Origin of the sequence: Streptococcus mitis (assembly GCF_001579035.1) — a bacterium.
GTDB classification, from domain to species: domain Bacteria; phylum Bacillota; class Bacilli; order Lactobacillales; family Streptococcaceae; genus Streptococcus; species Streptococcus mitis_J.
This window is the reverse complement of sequence record NZ_KQ970286.1, coordinates 179,114-181,243: the sequence shown is the minus strand read 5'-3', so window position 1 is coordinate 181,243 and position 2,130 is coordinate 179,114. Positions and strand designations below refer to the sequence as shown.

General features: G+C 39.3%; 4 protein-coding genes. All 4 read left to right on the top strand.

The genetic code is table 11. The features are described 5' to 3' along the window. A partial coding sequence (locus SMIDD26_RS03180) for a DHH family phosphoesterase (RefSeq protein WP_061438889.1) occupies nucleotides 1-829 on the top strand: 829 nt, incomplete at its 5' end. A 95-nt stretch (nucleotides 830-924) separates the two neighbouring features. Next, nucleotides 925-1,167, top strand: coding sequence for a type B 50S ribosomal protein L31 (locus SMIDD26_RS03175; RefSeq protein WP_000710764.1), 243 nt, complete (start codon nucleotides 925-927; stop codon nucleotides 1,165-1,167). A 150-nt stretch (nucleotides 1,168-1,317) separates the two neighbouring features. Further along, nucleotides 1,318-1,602 carry a type II toxin-antitoxin system RelB/ParD family antitoxin gene (locus SMIDD26_RS03170; RefSeq protein ID WP_061438887.1) on the top strand — a complete coding sequence of 95 codons (285 nt, stop codon included), beginning with the start codon at nucleotides 1,318-1,320 and terminating at the stop codon, nucleotides 1,600-1,602. Continuing rightward, nucleotides 1,592-1,951 carry a type II toxin-antitoxin system RelE/ParE family toxin gene (locus SMIDD26_RS03165; protein WP_061438885.1) on the top strand — a complete coding sequence of 120 codons (360 nt, stop codon included), beginning with the start codon at nucleotides 1,592-1,594 and terminating at the stop codon, nucleotides 1,949-1,951. Before SMIDD26_RS03170 ends, SMIDD26_RS03165 begins: the two co-directional genes overlap by 11 nt. Nucleotides 1,952-2,130: the final 179 nt, after the last annotated feature.

The following is a 2,130-nucleotide window of genomic DNA, read 5'->3' as shown; positions in this document are numbered from 1 at the left end:
GAAAGCCTTGCTAGAATATCATTTCCCTGAAAAAACCATCAAAGCTGTTGGTTTTGATGAACCAACTCTAACTTGGATGGCTGAGATGGATCTTGTTGAAGATAGTGCCTACCAAGGGGCACTTGTTATCGTCTGTGATACGGCGAATACTGCTCGTATCGATGATAAGCGCTATAGTCAAGGTGATTTTCTCATTAAGATTGACCACCATCCAAATGATGATGTATATGGTGACCTATCATGGGTGGATACTAGTTCAAGCAGTGCTAGCGAGATGATTACCCTATTTGCCCAAACAACCCAACTGGCCTTGTCAGATCGCGCTGCTGAGTTGCTCTTTGCAGGAATTGTCGGTGATACAGGTCGCTTCCTCTACCCTTCTACCACTGCACGAACCCTCCGACTGGCGGCTTATTTGAGAGAACATAACTTTGACTTTGCAGCTCTCACTCGCAAAATGGACACTATGAGCTACAAAATTGCAAAACTTCAAGGCTACATCTACGACCATCTGGAAGTGGATGAAAATGGCGCAGCTCGCGTTATCCTGAGTCAGGAAATCTTAAAACGATTCAATGTCACCGATGCTGAAACTGCAGCCATTGTCGGTGCACCTGGACGCATTGACAGTGTGAGTCTCTGGGGAATTTTTGTGGAGCAGGCTGATGGCCACTACCGAGTTCGCTTACGCAGTAAAATCCATCCTATCAATGAAATCGCCAAGGAGCATGATGGTGGAGGCCACCCTCTAGCAAGTGGTGCTAATTCCTATAGCCTAGAAGAAAACGAAATCATCTACCAAAAGTTAAAAAACTTGCTTAAAAACTGATAAAATACTTGCCAAACTTTTCAGAATCTGGTAGACTAGTATGGTAACAATCTATGGCTCGCAAAGAGACCATGGCAGAAAGGAAATATTGCAAAATGAAAAAAGATATCCATCCAGAATATCGCCCAGTTGTCTTCATGGACACAACTACTGGTTACCAATTCCTTAGCGGTTCAACAAAACGCTCTAACGAAACAGTTGAGTTCGAAGGCGAAACTTACCCATTGATCCGTGTGGAAATTTCATCAGACTCACACCCATTCTACACTGGACGTCAAAAGTTCACTCAAGCAGATGGACGCGTGGATCGTTTCAACAAAAAATACGGTCTCAAATAATGATAAAAAGACAGCTTCGGCTGTTCTTTTTTGTTTCTTGAAATTAACTGCTGTTTTCATATTCCAGACTCAAAAGTATAGAGTTTTTTCTTGCCTAAAAAATAGAAAAGATATATACTAGCTATATATAGTATAGATTGGAGATATACCATGACTACATCACTTACTAAGCAATACAATTTTAAAATCAACGAGTCATCAATGGAACAAGCTAGAGCTATCATCAAGGAAAAAGGAATGACTATGACGGATGCTATTAGTCTTTTTATCGAGCAGATTGTTCTCGAACAGGATTTGCCAATAAAAACTGCAGAAGATTTACACCGTGAACGATTGATTCAGGAACTACAAGCCCAATCTGAACGCGCCTTAAGAGAATACGAATCCGGACAAGGAACTTCCCTAGACAATATGAGGCTACGATATGACTTATAAAGTGATTCTATCTACTGAAGTGAGTCAAGCAATTGACAGTATTCATGATTACATTACTACTGTTCTTTTATCACCCCAGTCAGCTAAAAATACTGTGGCCAAAATTTTAGACGGCTTAAAAAGTTTAGAAACCTTTCCTGAAGCTGGCTTTGATGCAGATGAAAAAATCGGACTTAAAATCAATAGTAAGTACCCCACACGAGGAAAAATTATCGGGCAATATATCTTGCTTTACTTTATCGATCAAACTCAAAAAACTGTTTTTCTTTCCCACTTATTCCACACCAAAAGTGACTATGTTACCTTGCTCCAAAGCAAAAATAATAAAAATTCAAAATCATCATTTTAATATCCACTGCTCTCTTAATAACCTTGTACTTATAAGGAACACAATCTTCATTTTCATAAAAAACTCAAAAAAACTTTGCACTCTAGCTAGCCACACAATGGCTTCCAGAGTACAAAGTTTTTTATTAGACAAGGTTTAGTCTTCCTTATCTTGATTTTCAGCTCCTTTAACTGCTTTTT